The organism is Shewanella sp. 125m-1, from assembly GCF_052977065.1.
In genome coordinates this window covers 128,682-149,209 of sequence record NZ_JBRILT010000006.1, presented here as the reverse complement: position 1 = coordinate 149,209, position 20,528 = coordinate 128,682, and the positions used below count along the sequence as shown (strand labels likewise).

Annotated in this window: 14 protein-coding genes; 6 read left to right on the top strand and 8 right to left on the bottom strand. The window is 44.3% G+C overall.

The genetic code is table 11. The features are described 5' to 3' along the window. Positions 1-146: 146 nt before the first annotated feature. The 5 genes from ACVBIK_RS05140 to ACVBIK_RS05120 all read right to left on the bottom strand — a co-directional run bounded on the left by ACVBIK_RS05140 (position 147) and on the right by ACVBIK_RS05120 (position 8,162). On the bottom strand, positions 147-446 hold the full coding sequence (locus tag ACVBIK_RS05140) for a transposase (RefSeq protein ID WP_447169227.1): 300 nt from the start codon (positions 444-446) through the stop codon (positions 147-149). 103 nt (positions 447-549) lie between these two features. Further along, entirely contained in the window at positions 550-2,769 is a 2,220-nt protein-coding gene (locus tag ACVBIK_RS05135; RefSeq protein ID WP_447169226.1) for a PAS domain-containing protein, read from the bottom strand. 135 nt (positions 2,770-2,904) lie between these two features. Further along, positions 2,905-3,513, bottom strand: a complete 609-nt coding sequence (locus ACVBIK_RS05130) for a TatD family nuclease-associated radical SAM protein (protein ID WP_447160204.1) — start codon at positions 3,511-3,513, stop codon at positions 2,905-2,907. 276 nt (positions 3,514-3,789) lie between these two features. Next, positions 3,790-6,933: an efflux RND transporter permease subunit gene (locus ACVBIK_RS05125; protein ID WP_447160205.1), complete on the bottom strand. Its 3,144-nt coding sequence runs from the start codon at positions 6,931-6,933 to the stop codon at positions 3,790-3,792. Then, on the bottom strand, positions 6,933-8,162 hold the full coding sequence (locus ACVBIK_RS05120) for an efflux RND transporter periplasmic adaptor subunit (protein ID WP_447169225.1): 1,230 nt from the start codon (positions 8,160-8,162) through the stop codon (positions 6,933-6,935). The genes ACVBIK_RS05125 and ACVBIK_RS05120 overlap by 1 nt, the downstream gene beginning before the upstream one ends. Positions 8,163-8,518: 356 nt before the next feature. Here ACVBIK_RS05120 and ACVBIK_RS05115 point away from each other — a divergent pair, with 356 nt between their 5' ends. Continuing rightward, a complete protein-coding gene (locus ACVBIK_RS05115) occupies positions 8,519-9,097 on the top strand; it encodes a hypothetical protein (RefSeq protein WP_447160207.1) in 579 nt (192 codons plus the stop codon). Between the two features lie 70 nt (positions 9,098-9,167). On the opposite strand, the gene srmB is transcribed toward ACVBIK_RS05115, so the two are convergent. Together srmB and ACVBIK_RS05105 are read right to left on the bottom strand one after the other, a co-directional pair. Continuing rightward, complete coding sequence (srmB, locus tag ACVBIK_RS05110) at positions 9,168-10,394, bottom strand: ATP-dependent RNA helicase SrmB (protein ID WP_447160208.1); 1,227 nt, start codon at positions 10,392-10,394, stop codon at positions 9,168-9,170. Positions 10,395-10,472: 78 nt separating this feature from the next. After that, the gene (locus tag ACVBIK_RS05105) at positions 10,473-11,213 is read right to left on the bottom strand and encodes a tRNA1(Val) (adenine(37)-N6)-methyltransferase (RefSeq protein ID WP_447160209.1); all 741 of its coding nucleotides are present in this window, start codon (positions 11,211-11,213) and stop codon (positions 10,473-10,475) included. Positions 11,214-11,731: 518 nt separating this feature from the next. Between ACVBIK_RS05105 and brnQ the strand changes: the two genes are divergently transcribed. The 4 genes from brnQ (at position 11,732) to recJ (ending at position 17,431) form a co-directional block, all read left to right on the top strand. Continuing rightward, entirely contained in the window at positions 11,732-13,075 is a 1,344-nt protein-coding gene (gene brnQ / locus ACVBIK_RS05100) for a branched-chain amino acid transport system II carrier protein (protein ID WP_447169224.1), read from the top strand. A gap of 514 nt (positions 13,076-13,589) precedes the next feature. Beyond that, a complete protein-coding gene (gene xerD / locus ACVBIK_RS05095) occupies positions 13,590-14,492 on the top strand; it encodes a site-specific tyrosine recombinase XerD (RefSeq protein ID WP_447160211.1) in 903 nt (300 codons plus the stop codon). A gap of 346 nt (positions 14,493-14,838) precedes the next feature. Beyond that, positions 14,839-15,567 (top strand): bifunctional protein-disulfide isomerase/oxidoreductase DsbC, encoded by a 729-nt coding sequence (dsbC, locus tag ACVBIK_RS05090; protein ID WP_447163203.1) that lies wholly within the window; start codon positions 14,839-14,841, stop codon positions 15,565-15,567. Positions 15,568-15,706: 139 nt separating this feature from the next. Then, positions 15,707-17,431 (top strand): single-stranded-DNA-specific exonuclease RecJ, encoded by a 1,725-nt coding sequence (recJ, locus tag ACVBIK_RS05085; RefSeq protein ID WP_447169223.1) that lies wholly within the window; start codon positions 15,707-15,709, stop codon positions 17,429-17,431. A gap of 342 nt (positions 17,432-17,773) precedes the next feature. Here the strand turns inward: recJ and ACVBIK_RS05080 are convergent, their stop codons facing one another. After that, a complete protein-coding gene (locus ACVBIK_RS05080) occupies positions 17,774-18,253 on the bottom strand; it encodes an Lrp/AsnC family transcriptional regulator (protein ID WP_345773631.1) in 480 nt (159 codons plus the stop codon). Between the two features lie 207 nt (positions 18,254-18,460). On the opposite strand from ACVBIK_RS05080, the gene ACVBIK_RS05075 reads away from it, so the two are divergent. Next, the gene (locus tag ACVBIK_RS05075; RefSeq protein ID WP_447169222.1) at positions 18,461-19,762 is read left to right on the top strand and encodes an L-cysteine desulfidase family protein; all 1,302 of its coding nucleotides are present in this window, start codon (positions 18,461-18,463) and stop codon (positions 19,760-19,762) included. Positions 19,763-20,528 lie beyond the last annotated feature (766 nt).

The window sequence follows — 20,528 nt, the reverse complement described above, 5'->3', positions numbered from 1 at the left end:
AATCGCTTTTTTGAGCAATAATTCACGCTCTGGTTTTATTAATTCACGGTGTTTTAGGTGGTAATGATAGCTGCTTCGCGGGACTTCAAATAAGTCACAAAGTGGTTTAACACTGTTTTGCTCTCTCGATAACGATTCAATTAATGCTATCGTTTGATGCTGTCTTGCATTAAGAGAGCGGTAGCCTTTTTTAGGATGTCTTTCTCCCATTCAATCTTCTTAATTTGAGCTTCAAGCTCTTGAATGCGCCTTTGTTCTGGAGTGATTGCATTCGCAGATGGAGTAATACCTTCAAATTCTTGCTTTAGTTGGATAACCCAACGTCTCATCGCTGTTGGGCCTACACCGGTAGCCTGACAAGCTTCACGAATGGTATAGCCTTGATTAATGACAAGGTTAGCTGCATCAATTTTAAATTCTGTTGAATAAGTTGGTTGAGTCTTCATTACTTTTACACCGCTTTATATTAAGGATAGTTTACCTCATATCGGTGTACAGGTTTATTAAGCCACAATACTTTGCATTAACTCAAAAGTGTTAACGCGAAGACTAAATAAGCTGCCTTGTATAAGCCTGGCAGATTTGCTGCTGACCGGTTTGCTTAGCACGCTTTAGCGCGACTTCAGCATTGGCAATCAGTTGCTCAAGGCTTTGCTCTGCTTGATAAGAGGCAATACCGATACAGATCCCTTCACCTAGACCGTTATCATTGAGCTTATTTAAGGTCTCAATGGCAAAATAATGGGCCTGATCGGAGTCGGTATCGGGTAATACAACGATTAACTTGCCTAACTGCCAATGGGACATCTGGTAGCGGTGAGGCAGATCGCGTAACAAATGGATCTCCACTTCTTTTTGGCGAGATTCAATTTGGCCCATATCACTCATATGGCTTAGCATATCCTCGGCACTGATATCTATCATGAGCAGGCTAGAAAAGTCCTTGCAGTGCTGAGTTAAGTTATTGAAGTATCTTTCTAAATCATCTTTGTGGTTAAAGATGGTACTTCGCTTTGGTACTGAATTAAGGCCATCTTTATTTGAGTGCTTAACTATGGCTTGTTCAAAGCTACATTGTATATACTCAAGCTCTCCTGAATTATCTAAATAGCCTTGTAACGTGGCTTGTAAGCAACTGTCTTGTACATGATTCATCATCGCAAAAACCTGTCCTTTCCAGCTACCTTGGATCTGTAGCTGTTGGGAAATTTGAGGCCAGTGATGACTAAACTCTTCACTTAAAAGATGGATAACATTGAGTTCGGTGCTGTCTTCCACTTGCAATAGCGTGTTGAAAGCCGAGTTTGATTTGACCACAACGCCTTTTGCATCGGTGAGTACGCTGGCTGTTGGGCCATTGTGGAGCAAACGATTCAACATCGCCTCTTCTTGGATCTGTTTAAGTTCGCTAATGTCTTCAAAGGTTACCAGCATAAAGCGGCGATTTTCATCCTTACTGACTTCTATGCGCACACTGATTTTCAGCCAAATATGGGGAGTGGTATCTGTATATAGCTCGCTTTGCCAATGCTCTGTTTCATCAACTGTCTTAATAAAATCTAGATATTGGTCATCATTCAAATTGAGAATGCGCTGCAAACTACGATCGGAGAGCTCATCGATAGGCAAGGCAAGTAATTTTGATGCTGAAGAGTTCGCCGTTAACACGCGACCACTATCGTTGGCGATGATACAACCTAGTTCGCTATCAAATAGGCGATTAGTCATATCAATACTGAATTCTCGGGAACGTTGCTCTATACGATATAAGTGAGTTAAGAAAATCACTAAAGAGGCTAATAGTGTGATCAGGACTGACCCGATGATAAGAATATTACGCCATTGAGAAAAGTTAGCTGCGATGTCCGTATTTTTAATATAAGACACCAAAAAGTATTCTCTGCGCGTTTCATATTGCGTGGTTAGCTCTACTTTCAAGTAAACGAAGGTGGCCACATCGCCATGGAACTGACCAAAATTACTCATCGCCATTTTACGCCAAAGGGCCGGGTAAGACTGCTTTAAGCTACCGCCCATGGTTTCGGGGAGGCGAGTCACGCCCGTGCTCTGTTGTGCACCGGCATAAAGCAAACCTTGAGTATCTAGCATCATCAAGGGGGCTTGCTTGCTTGAATAAGCAGGTTTAATACTTTTAAGCATTTTAGACATAGAGTTATAGGTAACAAGGTAGCCACGAATACTCTGATCTGGATTTTCTAGCCAAGCAAATTGATATAGAAAGGGCTCAAGCTGGCCATCAATCGGAGTAAATTCTAATGGCGAGGTGTAGATTTCATTTCCCCCCATATTTCTAGCTCCACCGAGTAACGCGGGGGGCAGGCTTTCATTACCAAAATCGTTGCTGGTGGCAAACTTATGTTGGCCTTGAGGATCGTAAAGGGCAATACCCAATAATTCAGGGACGTTATCGACTAGAATGTCCCAGTTATTAAGCAGCTGTTGCTGATTATCTGAAGAGGGTAAATTCAGGTAATGTTTAAGCAGTTCAGCTTTAGCAAACATCTGCGTTCTAAACTGCTGGAATGACACTTTATCTGAGATTAGTGCGCCAACCGCTTGTAGCTCACTGTAACGTTGGGTTGCCCAGTCTTCCTGCAAACGCCTTTCACCTAAGGTGATAATGATATTAGTCAGAATGATGATCGAAACCAACAGCATACAGAGCTGGCTCGCGGCGGCTAAGATACGTGCTTGAGACCAACGGATCCCTTGAGCACTGATTAATAAAGGTTGTTTGCGGGTTAGCATGTATTGATATTTATTACAGTTATTATGCCTCGCATACTAACATGAATTAACATTTGAGATAATGTTTGTTAATCATGTTGTGCAATGCAAAGCATCAATTTAATTCAGTATTTTCCCCCAGAGTTAAACCGCTATCTAGCCGACGATATCTAACTCTCTTTGCTTAAAGTGAGCGCCTCTGTTTTCCACCAGTTTGCGGCATGCCTCGATATCGACGCCTTCGAGACCATTGATCGCTGACACTTGCACGTCGTTAACAAATTGAGGTGCAAGCTTAATGAAATCAAGCAATGCCCAGTAAGCTCCAGCTAACTTGGGGCGGCAATGTTGCTGGTAAAGTGTTTCGGTATCGGCATTGAGTGAAATCGATAGGCTATCAACACAAGTGGCTAGCTCGGGAAGAATATTGCGTTTATGGAATAGGTTACCGAGTCCATCCGTATTGACGCGCACTTTACCTCCTTGGAGCTTAATTTCTTTAGCGACATCGAGCAAAGTGGTTAGGTTTAGCGTGGGCTCGCCATATCCGCAGAATACATATTCATCAAATTGAGACACATTCCCAAGCTGCGCGATTAATTCGTCGGCTTTGGGTTGGCGGTTAAGATCGAGTTGATACTCATGCACCTGTTTACTACCATTGTGTTTAGGGCAAAACTGACACCTTAAGGTGCAGCGACCGGTAATATTAAGGTAACGGCTATTACGGATATCGTACACAAGTGTGGGCTGGCAAACAGTCATCATCGCGCCTATCTAGAATTGCTATCGGCAAAGGATAATGCTTTAGGCTAATTAAATCTGTTTACTGGATCGAGTTATCTAAACTCAGTATGTGGTCAATTTTAGCTGAGCACGACAGGGCTAATATTTAGCTGTTTATGGCTTATACCGATTGTTATATTGATGGCCTTAGACTGGGTGTATTTGCGTGGTATTTGGCATCCCTTTACGATCTGTTCAGCGCGAAGCAGAGCATTAAAAAGGGAGGCTCAACGCCTCCCTTTTATTAAACATGGGTTATACCGATGCTTGGTCTGACTTTGGCTGCCACCACCAATGGTAGAAGCGGCTTAGGCCGCGCCTAACATCATCTAAGATGATGTAAAGGATCGGCACTAAAATCAGTGTTACCACGGTAGAGAATAAAATACCAAAGGCTAAAGACGCCGCCATCGGGATCACAATCTGCGCCTGTAGGCTTTTCTCTAACAGAATAGGGACTAAGCCAACAAAGGTTGTAAGTGAGGTCAGGATAATCGCTCTAAAGCGATAGCAACCTGAGTCGACAGCCGCTCTCACAATACTGTGGCCCTCGGCGCGCGCACGGTTAACAAAATCGACCAAGATCAATGAGTCGTTTACCACAACCCCTGCTAATGCAACGATGCCACACAAGCTTAAAATGCTCATGTTTAAGCCTAAGATAAAATGACCAAATAGCGCACCAATCATACCAAATGGGATAACAGACATAATGATCAAAGGTTGGCTGTAAGATTTTAGCGGAATGGCCATTAACGCGTAGATAGTAAACAGTGCGAAGAAGAAACCTTGTAACAGGCTCACTAACGCGCTTTGCTCATCGGCGCTACCGCCATCAAGTGCAGTTGATATATTGGGATACTTAGCCTGCAGTTGCGGCAAGAACTCTTCTTGGATCTCACTGACCACTTTCGATGGTTCAACTTTGTTGGTATCGGCATTGGCATTAATCGTAATTGCACGGCGGCCATCAACACGAGTGATTGATGAATAGGAGTCGCCTAATTGCAGTTCTGCTACCGTTGCAAATGGCACCGCAACACCACTGGGGGTGCGAATGAGCATATTCTCAAGATGCCCCACAGTGCGGCGCTGCTCAAGTGGGTAGCGCACCATCACCTTCACTTCTTCTTTGTTGCGCAAAATACGTTGCGCTTCATAGCCATAAAAGCCATAACGTACCTGGCGAGCAAGGTCTGATAAGGTTAAGCCTAACGCTTCGGCTTCAGGGCGGATTTTGAGCTTAATTTCTTGACTACCTGAGGAGAAATTATCAGCAATATCATAAACACCCTCATAGCTGCGAAGTTTTAGCTTTAGCTCCTCAGATGCTTGCGATAACTGCTCGAGATTACTCGAGGTTAATCTAAAAGAGATATCACCGCCATCATTGGTGCTGGCATTAATGTTAAGCTTTTTGACTGCGATGAGTTCAGGTAACTGTTTACGCCAGGCACTGGCAATCGTCTCGCCATCGACATCGCGATCTTCACCTTTGGTGAGTTCGGCGAACAAGAAGGCTGAAGTGCGAGAACTCATATTGATAAAGCTGTGCTTTACGACTGGGTAGCCAAACTCTTGCTCCATCTCTTCATTCATTGCGTATAAGGCTTCTTCAACCTCTTGCACAACTTTTAAGGTGTTTTCTTCTGAGCTACCTTCGTCCATCTCAAGTTGGACCTGAATGAAATCTGATGGCAGATCCGGGAAGAAAACCCAACGCACTTGTCCGCTAATGACCAAAGCGATAGAAAGGATAAGCACGCCGACAAAAACCGCCACCGTATTGTAGCGCTGCACGATACAACGTTCTAAAAACGGACGGTACATATTGTGAATAAAGTACTGCACCTTATCGTTGAGCCCTGCCTTTAGGCGGCCTAATAAACCTAATTGCTCACGAGGTTTACGCGGTTTCATATGGGCCAGGTGAGCAGGTAATATCAGTTTTGATTCAATGAGGGAAAATATGAGGCATAAAATGACCACCATACCGATGGATTTCCAGATAATCCCTTGCGGGCCAGATACCATTAGCATTGGCATAAACGCGGCAATGGTCGTCAATACACCAAAGGTGGCAGGCATAGCGACTTTATTCGCACCTTTGACTACATTCTCCAACGAGTGACCATGTTTTTCTATTTCACTATAGGCACTCTCACCAATGACAATGGCGTCGTCCACCACGATCCCTAGCACCAGAATAAATGCAAATAGGGTTAACAGGTTGATTGACAGTGAGAAAGGCTCCAGTGGCATAAATAGCATGGCACCAAGGAAGCTAATAGGCAGTCCCATCATCACCCAGAATGCCAGTTTTATTTCTAAAAATAACGCCAAAATGAGGAACACCAATAAAGCACCATAGAACATGTTCGACAGCATCATGTTCAAGCGACCTTTAAGGTAATGGGTCAAATCGCCCCAGGTATCTAACTTAGCCCCGGTTGGTAATGCATCGCGTTTTTGTTCTATGTACTCTTTGACTTGAGCTGAAATATCCAGTGCATTTTGATCATCAACACTTAGCACTTCGATAATGGCAGCAGGATGACCGTTGAAACGAGTGTACTCAAGGCGCTCTTCAAAACTGTCGTTAATGGTCGCGACTTGTGGCAGCATCACGCGGCTTCCATCAGGGCGAGTGCTCACCACAATTTTCGAGAAGTCTTCACCGGTATAGGCTTGCCCTTTAGTGCGCAGTAAGATGTCGCCATCCTTTGCGCGAATAGAGCCACCCGGTAGATCGATAGAGGAGTTTTGTACCGCTTGAGCAACTTGCGAGAACGTCAGACCATATTCTCTGAGCTTATTCTCTGAGAGCTCAATCGCAATTTCGTATTCGCGTACGCCAGTAACCTGAGCGCGGGTGACGGCGGGGAGTGCGGCGACTTCGTCACGAATCGTTTTCGCCAGTTCCTTCATCTCTTGCAGAGACTGATCACCGTAAACTGAAATCCAAATGACGTTGTTTTCTGGCTTTATACGAGAAATATTAGGTTTTTCGATATTAACGGGAAACGTTGAGATGGCGTCGATGCGCAGCTTGGCCTCATCTAAAATATCTTGTGGATCGTAGCTGTCTTCGACTTCAATGGTTACCAGGCCGACGCCTTCACTGGCGATAGAGGTGACCTTTTTAATACCATTGATATCTTGAATGGCCTCTTCAATTTTTATATTGATCCCCTCCTCAATTTCTTGAGGGGCGGCGCCAGGATAGGCAACAGAGATCTGTAAATAGTTAAGCTCAAATGATGGGAAAATTTCTTTATTGATAATTAAGGTGCTGAATAAGCCGCCTATGATTAAAATCCACATCAATAGGTTGGATGCCACATTGTTTTTGGCAAACCAGGCAATTAAGCCTTTTTGGTTTTCATTTTCAGTGGTCATTATTGTGCACCTGCATTAGCAAGTTGCTCTTCGCTGTTGTCACTGCTATCGGTATCAGTATCTTGAGTTGAATTAGCCTCTTCACCTAAGACTTTAACCACCTGACCATTTTCAGGATTGGTAAGATTAGTCAGTGATACACGCTCACCGTCGACAAGGCTGTCTTTAATGTAGACATTTTCGAGATCGCTTTTGACAACATTAACGTCTCTGATCTCAATGCTGTTATCGTCAGTGACTATAGTCACTTGATTGTCACGAACCAAATGACGAGGCAGTTTGACGATCCCCTCGACAGTGCGGCCTTTAATGATAGCGGTAACAAAAGTACCATACTTAAGCGGTAACTGACCTTCGCTGCGTTGACCTCGAAGGTAAGGGTCTTTGACTTCAGCGACCAAGTAAACCATGCGGTTTTCAGCATCTATAACGCCTTCGCTGCGAATAATTTGTCCTTGCCAGGTTACGGTCTTACCCGCTAAGTCAGCACTTAAGGTTACGCCTGTATCGGGGTTATCGACGGATTCAAGATAGGCAAGGTCGTTATTTGATAGCGGCAATCTCACCTCGGCAATGCGAGTATCGTAGAGCTCACCTAGGTTTGTGCCTAAAGTGACGTATTGCCCAAGGTCGACGTTACGGCCCTTGATAATGCCATCGAAAGGTGCGCGAATTACGGTGCGCTCTAAGTTACGTTGTGCGCGGGCGAGAGCGGCTTGCTGAAACTTTACGTTAGCTTGTTCTTGCTTTAGTTGCGGTAGACGCAGGCCTAATTCAGGTGGAATGCCACCGTCATAGCCTTTCCAGTCATTCTTAGCCACTTCACCTTTAGCGACCTCTTCTTCTAGCGCCGCTTTTGCTTGAGCGAGTGATGCCTGAGCTTGCATTAAGTCTGCTTCATAATCAGATGGCTCAATAACGGCCAGCTCCTCACCCTTCTTGACTACGCCACCGGCAACAAAGTTATTTGAGATAGACAGCATGCGCCCTTGGACTTCGGTGACCAATTGAGTTTTATATTTAGGGCTCACGATACCGTAAGAGGGGAGGTTTAACGAAACGGTTTGCACCTTAACCTCGGTGACATCAACAATCGGGAGCGGGATCTCATCATCTTTTTGCTCAGGTGCTTCCTTGGTGTTGATCAAGAGCTGAGCCGCAACAACGAAGGCGAAAAGAATAAAGAGAGGTGTCATTCTCCGAAGAATGGTTTTTATTTTAGTTATCATCTGATCCTGCTTTTCCGTGCAAAGACTTCTTCTTATTGCATAAATTACCAGAGTCAGACTTAAGGTGGAATCTTTATTTGTAACAAATTTGTTTCATTTTATGGGTGTCGCTGTAATTGCTTAATAAGGCATCGAGCATCAAACGTGAATACTTGGCGCCATGTCGATCCAATGACTAAAGTTGTGGGTAGCATCATCCAACTCACATTGTATAAGTCAAATTATCTAGCGGTGACTCTAGCAACAACACAAGTTTGCTTAGCTTCTATTTGATGTGAGTGAGGTATTGATAAATAGATACTCAGATACTTAAATATTTAGATCTCAATGAATAGTGAGTCATTATGGTTAACGCAATGAACAACAAATTTAATCCGAGTCATGAAACCCACAAAGAAACGCTGATAAAGTTTCTGGCTTTACTTGTCATTATCGTTGCTTATTTTGGGTATATGAGTTGGAAATATAATGCGTCTACAGGTTTTGCATTAGCAATATTAAGCTGGAGTTTTTTTGTACTGTGCACACCCGTTGCTGATGGTGGGTTTCTCATCGCCTTTCCTGTGCGTTTACTGTTTAAAGTCAAGATGGCAACGACTCAAGTCGTGCTGTGGTTTATTGCTGTAGGGGTCAATGTTTACTTTATTAGCTTTTCTGAAAGTACTTATCAACTGACGTTTCTCACCCGATTACTCGAACATATTCTGACTCAACCTATTCCTTATTGGAGCATCCTCGCAATCAGCGCTGTTGGTACCTTCTTATCGGTTTATTTTGGCGACGAGATGATGGATGTCGTGACGCATAAAGACCGAGTAAAACACCATCAGCATGGCTTTAAATATCGGGTCATTTTGGTTGTCGGTATGGGGGCTGTAACCGTTACGGCGTATTACCATTTATTGCGTAGTTTAGGTGTGCATATACCAGTGTAAAGGGATAAAAAAAAGGGCCACGAAAACGTGTCCCTTTGATGTGAAAGAAGCGCTCTTATCCCTAAGGGAATTACTTCTTCTTTTTCTTTTTGTTCTTCTTACTGAAGTTTTTGCCTACTGGACCCGGCTTTTTCTTTCCAGGCGGTTTCGCTTCTTTGTTCTTTGGACGCAGATCTTTAACGAAACGACGCTTCAGTGGTTGCTCGATATAACGTTCGATTTTACCAACAACACGAATGTCATGGGCTTCAACTAGCGAAATAGCTGTACCTTTAGCGCCAGCGCGACCAGTACGGCCGATACGGTGAACGTAAGTATCTGCTGAGCGTGGCATATCGAAGTTAATAACATGGGTAATATCGTCAACGTCGATACCGCGTGCAGCAACGTCTGTTGCTAGCAAGATATTCACTTCACCTTTGGTGAAACGGCCCAGTGCTTGGAAACGCGCTTTTTGCTCCATATCACCGCGCATAAATGCACAAGTAATCCCTTCTTTTTGTAGCAAGCCTTCAAGGCTAGCGACCGCTTCACGTGTCTTGACGAAGACGATGGTGCGTTGCACATCTTCTTGTTTTAACAGTGCGCACAGCAGGGCAAATTTATGGGCTTTGTCATCGGCTAAGTGGATCCACTGATGAATTTTGGCTTTTTCGCTACGTGGTGCTTCAGCTTCAAGCTTAACGGGATTCGTTAACAGCTGATGCGAGAAACGACCTACGTCACTGCCTTCAAGCGTGGCAGAAAACAGCATGGTTTGCTTACGACCGACCGATTCGATTGCAATGGTTTCAACAACGGCAGAGAAGCCCATATCTAGCATGCGGTCGGCTTCATCAATAATCAGTACTTCTACTTCTTCCGCGTTGAAATGACCTTTGTCTAGGTATTCCATTAAACGGCCAGGAGTGGCGACTAAAATATCAACGTTCTTCTGTAGCGCTTCTTCTTGAGGACCGTAAGGGACACCACCTGTGATGATGACGCTGTCTAAACCTAGGCCTGTAGCAAGGTGGCTGGCATAGCGATGAATTTGGCTAGCAAGCTCACGAGTCGGTGTCAGGATCAATACACGTGCGCGGCCGCCATATCGACGTGGAAAGTCGAGAAGGTGTTGCAACGCAGGCAGAAGAAAGCTTGCAGTCTTGCCAGTACCCGTTGGCGCACGAGCTAAGATATCTCTTTGCTCCATGGCAACTGGGATTGTTTGTTGTTGTATGGTAGTGGGCTTGTTATGACCCATTGCTTTCAGTGACTCTAACAAACGAGGGTCAAGCTGGAGATCTTCAAATTGCATGCGTGGCATCTCAATAAATAATAGCCGGACATTATAAAGCTTATAGCAGAGACTTTAAACGATTAGATCGCCAGATCCTTAAAGCTTTAAATAAAAATCCTGACTCAGTTGACTAAAGGCTTTGCTGTACTGACCATTTTTCTCTCGGATATAAAGCTGCTGTTGAGAAGCCGTCTGTATATCTGTATCGCAATCGATAATATTTTTTGCTGTTAAATCATGGGTAAGCACCAGTATTTGACGATTCGGCGCTTTACCTTCAACGCTCGCTGCTAGTAGTTTGTGGCACAACCTCAAGTTATGCGTCGCCAAAATGGCTTCCAGCAGACTGACTGACTCAGTCGGTAATATGAGGCTAGCTTGCCCCTCGGGCGCTAATAGCTGCTTAATCGCTGCTAATAAAGCCTCAAAACTTAAACTGTCAGTATGGCGCGCCGTCGCTCTCGAAGCGCTACTCGACTGGGGTCCGTTAGCGAAATAGGGCGGATTGCAGATGATATGCTCAAACTGCTTGCTGTGGCCGTTTTGGCAATAGGCCTGGATATCACAACAGATAAGTTCTAAGCGATCTGACCAGGCTGAGGCATTAAAATTGTGCTGACAGTCGAGTGCTGCTTGGTCGTCAAGTTCAATTGCAGTGATTTTAGCTTGGCTGCGCTGAGCGGCCATCAGACTTAATAGGCCACTGCCAGCCCCAATATCCAAAATAGTCTGTGCCTGACTTAAGGGCGCCCAAGCACCAAGTAATACTCCATCGGTACTTACTGGCATACCACAGCGATTGTCATCAATATGAAATTGTTTAAAGGTAAATGGCATTGCAACAGGGTCAGTTTGAACAGTTAACTTAATTGTACGCTAATCAAACCTCTGCGGTAATCTACTAAAAATGATCTGTTGTTAATGTTTTTGGATGTGTTGCGAATTCATGCTGGTAAGTGGTTACTAGCTTTAGAGTGCTTGCTGGGTATTAACGCGAATGTGTCTGCTTGTGGGTGCTAATAGGGTGAATGTAAGTTATGAAAATTAACTGTTAACTCCTTGTTGTTATCTGTATCGAGATTGGGTTTTATTAGGTATGTCAGCTTGTTTATTAGAAGTTACTCTGATAATAGTATGCCCCTCTTTACTCGGTAAAAGCCCAGTTTTAGAGAAGGTAAAACAGTTTTAAAGCAATTTAAGCGATAATATTTCCGCTGCTGTTCATAAACTCGCCATGTATAGGCCGTATTTACCACGGAGCCGTGTAAACTAATCATTACGCATTTTTGTTGTCATCCAAATATGGTGCCTTAGTGGCGTGATGGCATGAAATAGTTAACTAAAATAAAATCTAGATGGGGCATAAAGTGCAAAACAATCAAATGAGTATCGCAGATACGTTAGGGTTAGGTTTCATGACCTTCGCGTTCTTCTTAGGCGCGGGCAACCTAATTTTTCCGCCTTTAGCGGGCTTTATGGCTGGTGAAAATCTCACCCTTGCCATGTTCGGTTTCCTTATTACAGCTGTCGGCCTACCACTGATCACTTTGATTGCTGTCGCTAAAGCAAACGGTAAAATTATGCAGTTGCTGCCTCCCATCGCAGCAACAGCACTCGCCGTGTCGATTTTCATCATTATAGGGCCTGCGTTTGCAGCACCAAGAACCGGCCTAGTTGCTTATGAAGTTGGCTTTAAGCCATTTTTAGAAGATACGTCGGCAACCTTTATGCTTGCAGGCTTAACGTTAAACATCACGCAACTATTCTATACGCTGGCGTTTTTTGGGCTTTCAATGGTGCTGGCACTGTTCCCTGGTAAGCTACTAGATAGTGTTGGTAAAGTATTAACCCCGATCCTTATTTTACTATTAATGGGTCTAGCGGTTTCAGTTATTGTGATCCCAGGTAGCGACATTGGCGCTGCGGTTGGTGAATATCAAAGTAACCCGCTAACGAAAGGGATCTTGGAAGGCTACAACACCATGGATACCTTGGCTTCGTTAATCTTCGGTATGTTGATCATCGACATTCTACGCAAGAAAGGCATTACAGAGCCAAAAGCACAGACTAACTATTTGATTAAAGCGGCCTTGATTGCAGCAAGTGGTTTGGCATTTGTTTATGTATCATTATTCTATCTAGGTGCGACAGCGGGTGACTTAGCTGCCGGTGCTGAAAATGGTGGCGTGATCTTAACTAACTACGTTATCGCTAAATTTGGCGCGAGCGGCATGGTATTGTTGTCATCAGTTGTTACTCTTGCTTGTTTAACAACTTCAGTAGGCCTTATCAGTGCCTGTGGTGAGTACTTTAATGAGTTAGCACCCAAGGTATCTTATCGCCGCTTTGTTGTATTGGTGAGCGTTGTTTGTGCAACCGTTGCTAACGTTGGTTTAGCGCAGTTAATCGACATTAGTGTCCCAGTATTGATGACGGTTTACCCTGTCGCAATTGCATTGGTTGCAGTAACTTTCTTAACTGAACGTTTTGCTTATCCAAAAACCGCGCATCGCCTGGTCGTTAGTGTGGCGCTGTTCTTCGGTATTATTGATGGATTTAAAGCGGCTAAAGTTGATGTAAGCATGTTTAATTTCATGCCTTTACACAACGAAGGTATGGCATGGTTACTGCCTACAGCTATCGTGATTATTGCTTGTATGTTTGTAAAGAAGCCTGCTGAGCAGCTTGCGGTTAATTAAAGCGAGAAAGCAGATTGTCGAGCGACTGCGTATAGCGCAAAATGGTTCGATGACATAATATTGAGGCGATGTTTCTAAGAAGCATCGCCTTTTTTATGGCAAGAAGGTTTAAAAGCAGGTTCTAGGAAAAGCAGAGACGGTACAAGCTGAGACGATGCAAGACGGGTAAAGCTGAAAGGAAAAAGACGGAAATGCCACAGCATAATGCTTTTGTAGGTTGGCATTTATGCCGTCATTGATGATGGGTAAAGCCCAACTTACATTAAATACACAATGCCGTCTTTTGACTGTATAGCAGGACGAAGTCCGCTCTAGCCGCGAAGCGTCCTCGCAGCGAGTATGCGAGCGCCCTAGGATCTAGGTCTAGGAGCAAGGAAAAGCTAAGACGGTAGAGCCAGAAAGACAAAAGACGGAAATGCAACGATAATGCGCTTATGCCGTCATCTTTGATGGGCTAAAGCCCAACCTACAATAAAAAACATAATATCGAGTTAGGTTTAAATAGGAATAATAAGTGGCCGATAAGTACACGCCCGATAGTTTAATCGATCTGTTTTTAGACGACATTTGGTCAACCAAAGGGCTTAGCGATAATACCTTAAGCGCTTATCGCACCGACCTGCGCCACCTCGACCGATACTTACAAAAACAGGGCGCAGAGTTACTCACTTGCTCGCAACTTGAGGTGCGAGACTATCTTGCTGAGCGTTTCGATATGGGCTGCGCTAAAACCAGTAGCGCGCGCATGATGAGCAGCCTTAGACGCTTCTATGGTTACCTTATCGTCAAAAAGCGCATCGATACCGATCCTATGGCATTAATAGAGTCGCCTAAACTGGCACGTAAACTGCCGGACTCATTAAGCGAAGAGGATATCGACCGCTTACTGGCTGAGCCCGTTGATGACGATCCAATCGAATGCCGTGATAAAGCGATGCTAGAGCTGTTATACGCCACAGGGCTTCGTGTCTCTGAGTTGGTGGGTTTGACCATGGAGCAGTTAAGTTTACGCCAAGGGCTAGTGCGCATTACCGGTAAAGGTGGCAAGGAACGTTTAGTGCCGCTTGGAGAACTGGCCGTGACTGAGATTGAGGCCTACCTTAAATTTGCCAGAGCCGAGCTATTAAAAGGCAAGCAAAGCGATGTGTTATTTCCCTCAAAACGGGCGCAGCAGATGACACGACAAACCTTTTGGCACCGCATCAAGCTATATGCCTTAAGAGCTGGAATTAGTACAGATCTATCGCCACATACCTTAAGACACGCATTTGCTACCCATCTGCTTAATCATGGGGCAGATCTACGTGTGGTGCAGCTACTACTTGGTCATAGCGACTTGTCGACCACGCAAATTTATACCCATGTGGCAACGGCAAGGCTAGCGACGCTTCATAGCGAGCATCACCCAAGGGGCTAGTTTCTGACCTAGTTTCAGGCTTAGTTTCAGGTTTAGTTTCAGGCTTAGTTTTCAGGATTAGTGTTGTAAATTTTTTAAATAGCATGTGCATAAATCTTCGCCGTAACACACTTAAATCAAGGGTTAAGTTCAATCGAATTTAAGCTGAGGCTGAGAGTTGTTGACTGGTTAAATTGTTTCAACAATTCTAAACTTTCCTAAAATATATGATGGGTTTCACGTCTGAATGATTTAGTTACAGCAAATAATTTGCTTTAACTTGGCTGAGTCTGTAACTTTTCAGCTCCAAACTAGGTCTAATCGTTTATACCCATAAGTCTGACCCTTACAGAGAGTAGGAATACCAATGAAGTTCACCCGAACATTTTCTTTGATGATTGCAATGATGATTGCGCCTGCTGCATTTGCAGCATCAAACAGCGCTGGTGACGAAACCGCTGCGTTAAAGCAAAAACTAAGTGACACGCTAAGCGTTGAAGTGATTTCTATTAAGCAATCACCTATCTCAGAGCTTTATGAAGCCTTTACCGATCGTGGTGTGCTTTACATTACTAAAGATGGCTCAAAACTGTTTCACGGTAATCTTTATGATCTTGATAAGGGCATGAAGAACCTAACTGAAGCGGCTATGGCTGGTCCTCGCGTTGGTATGATGAAGCCTCTTGAAGAAAACATGTTGGTTTATAAAGCCAAGAATGAAAAACACGTGGTGACTATTTTTACCGATGTTAGCTGTGGCTATTGCCGTAAGTTACATAACGAGATGCAAGAGTATAACGATCTAGGTATTACTGTACGTTACTTAGCTTTCCCACGTGCAGGTATTCCCTCAGCCAATGCTGATGAAATGGAATCAGTATGGTGCGCAGCTGACCCATTAAAAGCCATGGGTGCAGCGAAAAATGGCAAAGCGGTTAAACAAGCTTCATGTGACGCCAAAATCAAAGAGCAGTATGAGTTAGGACAAGCCTTTGGGATTAATGGTACGCCTGCAATTATTCTTGAAGACGGTACCTTAATTCCAGGTTACCAGCCACCTAAGGCACTATTGCGTACGCTTGAGTCGGCACAGTAATCTCAAAGCCGCGAGTGTAAAAAGTTATAGTCAAAAAGGTGAGTCTAGGCTCACCTTTTTTGTGCCCCTTTGGCAGCAGTCTTTGTTATGCTGGCAGGGTTTATATGCTGACATTATTTATATGAGGGTTTAATCCAACGTGATCCATAAGATAGTTCGCCGCCCGAGAGTGGATGATAGTCACCTTCCTGATACGTTTTCGCCAATCTTAAAACAGATCTATGCCAGCCGCGGTGTAAGTGCATCTGAGTGCGAATTAAGCTTAGCCAAATTACTCCGCCCCGACACTATGGCTGGGCTTGAGCAGGCCGCTAACATTATTGCCGACGGTATAGCGACGCAAAAATCGATTCTCATTATGGGTGACTTCGATGCCGATGGCGCAACCTCTACCAGCGTGTGCGTCCTTGCGCTGAGAATGATGGGCGCCCAAAAGGTGGATTACCTGATCCCAAACCGCTTCGACTATGGCTACGGCTTAAGCCCTGAAATTGTAGCGGTTGCGGCCAGTAAAAATGCTGAACTGCTGATCACCGTCGATAACGGCATCTCTTCAATCGAAGGTGTCGCCGCAGCCAAAGCGCTGGGCATGACAGTTGTTATCACCGACCATCATCTACCGGGCCATACCTTGCCGGATGCCGACGCTATCGTGAACCCGAATCAAGATGGCTGTGGTTTTGCCAGTAAATCCATCGCAGGTGTTGGTGTGGCTTTTTATTTGATGTCGGCGCTGAGAGCTGAGCTAAGGCGCCGTAACTGGTATCAAGAACAAGGCATTAGCGAACCTAATCTTGCTCAACTACTGGATATTGTGGCGTTGGGTACCGTTGCCGATGTGGTATCGCTGGACACGAATAACCGTATTTTAGTCGAGGCGGGTCTGCAGCGAGTTAAAGCTGGCCGCTGCCGCGTTGGTATTACCGCTTTACTGGAAGTGGCTAAGCGAACACCGTCACGTATTGTCGCATCAGATTTTGGCTTTGCCGTTGGTCCAAGACTTAACGCCGCAGGCCGGCTCGATGAGATGGCACTCGGTGTCGAAACCTTATTGTGTGACGACATCTCGCTCGCTCGTCGTATGGCATCAGAGCTCGATGGTCTCAATGCCGAGCGCCGTGATTTAGAAGCCGATATGCAGCAAGAAGCGCTTAAGAGCTTAGAGAGTATTGAGCTCAATGAAGCCGAGCTGCCGTGGGGAATTGCTATTTTTCAAGCCGATTGGCATCAAGGCGTGATTGGTATCTTGGCCTCACGCATTAAAGATAAATATCACCGCCCAGTGATCGCCTTTGCTGAAGCGGGCGAGGGCGAGATAAAAGGCTCGGCGCGCTCGATTAAAGGTCTGCATATGCGTGATCTGTTAGAACTAATTAATAGCCGTCATCCAGGGTTAATTATTAAGTTCGGTGGCCATGCTATGGCTGCAGGATTATCGATTCAAGCGGGTCAGTTTGCTTTGTTTGCCGATGCTTATGATAAAGCTGTACGTGAAATCTTAGCTCCAGAATTGTTAACCGGTGAGTTAGTATCAGATGGCGAACTGGTTCCCGAGCAGTTTAAGCTGGAGCTTGCCACTGAGCTTAGAAATGCCGGTCCTTGGGGGCAGTCATTTCAGGAGCCGTTATTTGATGGCTATTTTAGGGTTATTCAACAGCGCATTGTGGGTGAGAAGCACTTAAAATTGATCCTAGAAACAGAATGCGGCCGGGTGATGCTCGATGCGATAGCGTTTAATGTGGACTTGAAGACCTGGCCCGATGCGACGATTCAGTATGCTCAGGTGGTGTACAAACTTGATGTGAATGAGTTTAGAGGCAATCAGACTTTGCAGCTGATGGTTGAGCAGATAGAGCCTAAGTAGGCAGTTGCCCTTATCTAGCCGAACAAAAAGGATGCACTGGTTGCATTCTTTTTGTTTTTAGCCCTAACCCTCAACTTTTGTAGGGCAGTATCGTTAATTAGGTTTGCCTTGAGTAGGCTTACCTTAAGTAGGTTTGATGGAAGGTTTGCTTTAAGTACTTTGCAAGCTTCTAAATCAGGGACGATTTAGCAGAGCCAATAGGGATATATTTACGGCGTCTTGCTAAAGCACGGTAGGAAAGATTCCTTCTGTGAGTCCGAGCCACAACTAAGAGGAGAACCACCTTCTTCCGAAGGCTGGCTCTTTACTTGTTTAAATAAGCGGGTAGGCAATGAGCGCTAGTTACGCAGGCTTTAATGGTAAAACGGTGCTGAATTTCAATGATTCCATCGCAAAGGTTGAAGTGACATTGGTTAAGCCTGCCACTTGATTGACCAAACGTTTATAAAAGTGATCAAATGCCGCCATATCTTCAACTTGTACCCGCATCATATAATCATACTCCCCAGCCATGCGGTAAAACTCCATCACTTCAGGCATGGCATAAACCGCTTCAATAAATGTCTCATACCAAGCATGGGAGTGGTCACAGGTCTTAACCTGCACAAATGCGGTGAAATCAACGCCTATCTTACTTGGGTTGAGCAGGGCGACTCGCTTGTTAATAACCCCCTCTTCTTCTAAACGCTTTAAGCGTTTCCAGCAAGGCGTGGTCGTTAAATTAACGGCTTTGGCTAACTCGTTAAGCGATAAGGTGACATCGTGCTGTAGCATGGTGAGCAGCTGTCGGTCTACTTTATCTAGTTTTACTTTTTCAACCACAAGGTCATTCCTTACTGAGATTATCTGCTGTTGCTTATTTAAGCATTCTTATAGTTTACAATTGCACTTTAATAGAAAAACTTTCTCTTTTCTGCCTTGTTGGTAGAAAAAATGGAAAAATAATTCTTCAGTTAATCCATTACAATGAATCAAAGATTGCAATGACTATTTTCCAAATAGTGTCGATTACTAGAAGTGAGTACAACGATGAAACAACACTTATGGCCTTTATTCCTTGAAGCAGTTAAACGCGATGTCGTCCCAGCCCTTGGCTGTACCGAGCCTATTTCTGTGGCATTAGCTGCCGCAATTGCTATTGATGAGCTAGGGATAAAAGACCAAGCCAGTAGCATTAAGCTAGAGGTTGCTGTTTCTGCCAACTTAATGAAAAACGGCATGGGTGTGGGGATCCCGGGTACGGGGATGGTTGGCCTGCCAATTGCGGCCGCAATTGGCGCGGTAGCAGGTGAACGTCATGCCGGTCTTGAAGTATTAAAAAATCTCACCAATGGCGACGTTCAAGTTGCTAAATTGATGCTTGAAAACAATCAAGTGACAGTCGGTGTCGCTGATGTGGCTAATGTCTTATACGCCAAAGTCACGGTTTATTATCAGCAGCAAACGGCGAGTGTCACCATTGCCGATAGCCACACCAAGGTTGTCGCGATAGAAATAAATGGTAAGCAGTGTTTATCTGTTCCACAGCTGACGACTGTTAATGATAATAGCGATAAAACTAACCCGTTTACCGAGGCAAAACTGCAAGATATTTATGATTTTTCCATGCATATACCTTTGGATGACATACGTTTTATTATGCAGGCTAAAAGCCTAAATGATGCTTTATCCATTGAAGGCCTAAGTGGTAATTATGGTTTGAAAATTGGGGCGACATTCGTTAAAAACCAAGAGAAAGGCCTATTATCTGGTGGCTTACTGACCGACGTATTAACTCGTACCGCTGGGGCGTCTGATGCGCGTATGGATGGCGCTATGATGCCTGCGATGAGTAATTCAGGCTCTGGCAACCAAGGTATTGCGGCAACCATGCCTGTTGTTGTCAGTGCAGATTTTCTTAAATCAACTGAGGAGCAAACCATCCGCGCACTCATGTTGTCGCACTTAACGGCTATCTATATTAAAAGCTATCAAAACAAGCTTTCAGCCTTATGCGGCGCAACAACTGCAGCTATGGGGGCCGCAGCAGGTATAACCTATTTGCTTGATGGTGAGATTGAGCAAGTCAGTGCAGCCATTTGCAGCATGATTGGTGATGTGAGTGGTGTTATTTGTGATGGTGCAAAGACAGCCTGTGCAATGAAAGTGTCTTCATCGGCAGGAGCTGCGGTAAAATCTGCCTTAATGGCCATTGATGGTATTCGGGTAACGGGCACTGAAGGTATTGTTGCTGATGATGTTGATCAAACCATCCGAAATCTTGCAGCATTAGCCAATGGCTCTATGACCCAAACCGATGTGCAAATCTTAGAGATTATGATGCACAAATAAGACGAGATTTTGATAAAGCCTAGTATTCGATGAAGCTTAGTAATAGCGCTTAGAAATGGCTCTTATCAATAAGCTCAAGCTTAAAGCATAAACCTAAAGCATAAGCCTGAAGCTTAAACCTAAAGTAAAAAATTCAAGCCAAATCGGTTCTTAATTAAGAATGCCGATTTGGCTTTTTAGTTTCTCTATGCGATAAAGCAACACACGAAAGCCATTTTCAAGATGGCTATTTTTAAGACCGCTAGTTTCAAGAGAATGCTCACCTCAATCATTGCTAGCAGCACTCGTAAGATTTTCTCTTTCCCTTTCAACTTCTCTGTTTTTGATTATTTATCTGTCCATGTTATCCCTATAGATTGAACTGCTCATCAAGTCAGCATTTCGTCATCTACGGGCCTCAAACTCTCTCTCGCTTTAAATAATCAGACTAAATACTCATCTAGTAGGTTGATTTTTATACTTATTTATATGGTTTGCTGGCTAGTGATTTAGCTCACACATCGATTTAATTTAGTTGTGGTTATCACTTTAATTCGAGAAATGTGCGCCACACCTCTCTAAGTTAAAATCTAAAACATTGAAATAAATCACATTTTCAAAGGCTTGTTAGCGGATGATTAATGACTAATAAGGTGAAGGACATCAAACTATTGAGCGTTTAAAAGTGATTAACTCTTGATCTGGATCAGTACGAAAAAACGATGTGAAAAAATCGCTAGATTGAGAGTATTTTTTGCTAAATCGACGCCAATAGCGATGAATTTAA